Genomic DNA, 2,960 nt, shown 5'->3' with positions numbered 1-2,960 from the left:
AAAATAGTGGTATTTCGATCAGCAATGGGCCTCATGGCGTTTTTTTTGAGATTCTGGATCAACGGCAATGCCTTCTTCGGCTAGATCAGATCTTCCCTAATGCCTGTAAATCGGCAAAGATTCGGGCATGGGCAAAACGCAACAGTAGTAATCTACATAGTCGATCGGCAAGATTTTGCCGCGCTGGCGACCAATCGGCGGGCAGCTGCACGAGCTGGAACTGCACAATGCGCTCGGCGTGCGCCAACCACGGCCAGGGTTCAATCAAATCCGCTACACTGTTTGCCCTACGACTCAGACGCAGAGCAGCCTCCAGCCCACGGAAAAAAAATGGGACCAGCGCTGCCGGCGCATTGGGGCATGGCTCCGCTGCCGGACGCGGGGTAGAGAAGGATGGTTCAGACATGTGATATCTCCCGGGAAACTTCACCCTCAGTGACGTCACAAAGAGCGGTGGACTTGAATTTTGCCCGAGCAGGTCATGGCACAATATCTGCTTACTGTTCTAGCGCTAGATCGCTACCCGCGCAAGCGATGGGAATATATGCAACTGATCAACTCAAGGGAAAAGCCATGAAGCGCCCGAATAACACTGATCTACAAGCCTTACTCGAAGCCTTGCTTGCCGCTTGGGAGCAGCTTTGGGAGCAGTGGCTTCTGGGCAATGACACTCGCCCGGCTGCGGCGCGGCTCAACCATGCCCTGCATGCCGCGGAAACCCAAATTCCTGATACGGAGAAAACCTACTGGTCCAATCTCCAAGAGCAGTGTCATTTCCTGATGCACGAGCTGCAAGCGCTTGGACCGTCAATTTTCCGGCAGGATGAGGCATGGCAGATCGGATATCGCAGGGTTGTCACCGGTGCCACACATTTTCAGCGCCAGTGCCGTCAAGGCATTCTACGGCAACAGGCATATAAGGGTGAGGTAGACAGTCTGACACGTGTGCCTGGGCGTAGCCGCTTCCAGCGGGAACTCGCGCGCGAGTTGGCGCGAGTACAGCGGGGTGAAAAGGCTTGCTTAGCGATGATCGATCTCGATCACTTCAAGACATTCAATGATCAGTACGGACACCTGGGGGGGGATCATGCCCTCTTTAGCCTATGTCGTTTTTTGGAACAGTCCCTCCGCCCCTACGATCAGGTGTATCGCTTCGGCGGCGAGGAGTTTGCCATCCTTTTTCCAGGAATGACAGCGGAGTGGGCGGAGACCAGTGCCAACCGCCTCTGTCGCCGCTTGGCCGATAACGAATTTCGCCTGGATGACGGACGCCCTTACCGACTCACCATGTCCATGGGTATTGTCCAGTTGAACGCAGGCCAAAGCCCAGAAGAAAATCTGGAATTGGCCGATCAGGCTCTCTATCGAGCCAAAGCCGAAGGACGTAATCGCGCGATTTTTATCGGTCCGTCATCTTTTACCCACGCACAAGAAGCCGTATCCTTCCGATAGTTATATTTGACCTTTTGGGGATTTCGCGTGCCCGATGTAACCGAGAAGGAAAAGGCCCTGCAGGTCCTGCAAACCCTACTACGCGAGGGGCGCTCCGTACAACCCGACAACTATCGAGAGGTCTACGAGCGTTTTTTCGGCACGGTGCTACCTAATGCCAACGACGGTACCCCTCCCCTCGCCCAGATCCTTCCGGAATTTTTGGGTGAATGGGAGCGTAGTCAGCAAGGACTAAGTCATCTGCAAAAATTGCAGGTGCTGCGCCAACAACTGAGCCAAAGCAATAACAGACAAGCGGCAGAGGTCTTACAGAATCTCACGCGACAATGGCAACAACGCCCCAGTAGAAGCATTGTAGAAAGTGAGCCCTCCCATACCACCGAAAACACCTCGGCACAGACCATCATCCGTCTTCTTTGGCAACGTAGTTTGCGTCAGGGTTTTTTTGTCGGGCCGGCTCAGGCGCCGATCGATCGCGAACTTTTCGAGCAGACGGAATCTTTGTTACAAGGAGAGAATTTTACCATAGAAGATTTTCTCCAAAAAATTCGTGCGTTGTGGAGCACCCTCGATCAATACGAGGAAAAACAGCAACATACTATAAAGAATATCCACTCTGCCTTGCACTTACTGTTCTCTGGCAGTGCTTCTCTCCTTCCCAAAGACCCTTGGCTCGCACAACAACTGAGCCATCTCGATGCCTATGTTGCGGGCCAGGAATCGGCGGAGAAGAGTCAGGAGATGCTCGAGGCTCTCCGCGCACTCCTCTATCAGCATGAGCAGCGACGCGAGCCCGTGCAAGCAGTTGATCGGGCGTTGCAAGAACTGTTGCAGTTGGCGTTTTCAGTTATCGAAACCCTGAATACAGGTAGCGCCGAAAACTATCGCGAATTAGCCGAGCTCAGCGCACAAATCGAGAGAAGTGACGATATTGGAGTGATTCGTGAGCTAGTCGGTAAAGTACTTCAGCGAAGTCGCCGTCTGCAGGAAATCCTGAACAATTCTCGCGAAGCCTTACAAGATGCTAGAAAAAGATTGCAGTCTACCGAAGCACGATTACGCGACCTGGAGCAGGAAATCTCCACGCTCAATCTTTTGGTACATCAAGACCCACTCACCAACACCTTGAATCGTCGCGGGCTGCAAATGGCGTTCGAACGCGAAAGTGCGCGCGCCAAGCGCCAGCAAATTCCCCTGAGCTTGACCATGCTCGACCTCGATCATTTCAAAAAAATCAATGACGAGCATGGCCATGAGGTGGGCGATACCGTCCTTTGCCATATCGCTTCACTCCTGAAAAGCGCACTGCGCGCTGAGGATATCGTTGCTCGTTTTGGTGGCGAAGAATTTGTCATTCTCATGCCCGGGACCTCAGCGCCAGCAACCATCGACGTTCTCCAGCGTATCCAGTGCATAAGTTCACAAACCTTTGGCACTTCTTTGGCGAGGGAGGAGTGCCATGCAGGTTCAACATGTCGGGTACCGGATCCGGGGGTTTTACCGGGTAG

The 2,960-nt window shown here is 53.4% G+C and carries 3 protein-coding genes; 2 read left to right on the top strand and 1 reads right to left on the bottom strand.

Annotated elements, in window-relative coordinates; genetic code table 11:
* Positions 1 to 85: 85 nt before the first annotated feature.
* Positions 86 to 406, bottom strand: a complete 321-nt coding sequence (locus RTI30_RS13725; protein WP_312263471.1) for a hypothetical protein — start codon at positions 404 to 406, stop codon at positions 86 to 88.
* A gap of 167 nt (positions 407 to 573) precedes the next feature.
* On the opposite strand from RTI30_RS13725, the gene RTI30_RS13720 reads away from it, so the two are divergent.
* Complete coding sequence (locus tag RTI30_RS13720; RefSeq protein ID WP_312263470.1) at positions 574 to 1,452, top strand: GGDEF domain-containing protein; 879 nt, start codon at positions 574 to 576, stop codon at positions 1,450 to 1,452.
* Positions 1,453 to 1,479: 27 nt separating this feature from the next.
* A partial coding sequence (locus RTI30_RS13715; RefSeq protein ID WP_312263469.1) for a diguanylate cyclase occupies positions 1,480 to 2,960 on the top strand: 1,481 nt, incomplete at its 3' end.

The organism is Candidatus Igneacidithiobacillus taiwanensis, from assembly GCF_031962545.1.
Classification (GTDB): Bacteria; Pseudomonadota; Gammaproteobacteria; order Acidithiobacillales; family Acidithiobacillaceae; genus Igneacidithiobacillus; species Igneacidithiobacillus taiwanensis.
The sequence above is the reverse complement of the archived record's forward strand: the minus strand, read 5'-3'. Positions and strand labels throughout refer to the sequence as shown.

Coding starts and splice junctions, on each gene's coding strand:
- RTI30_RS13720 (WP_312263470.1), top strand. CDS start 574: ATGAAGCGCCCGAATAACACTGATCTACAAGCCTTACTCGAAGCCTTG.
- RTI30_RS13725 (WP_312263471.1), bottom strand. CDS start 406: ATGTCTGAACCATCCTTCTCTACCCCGCGTCCGGCAGCGGAGCCATGC.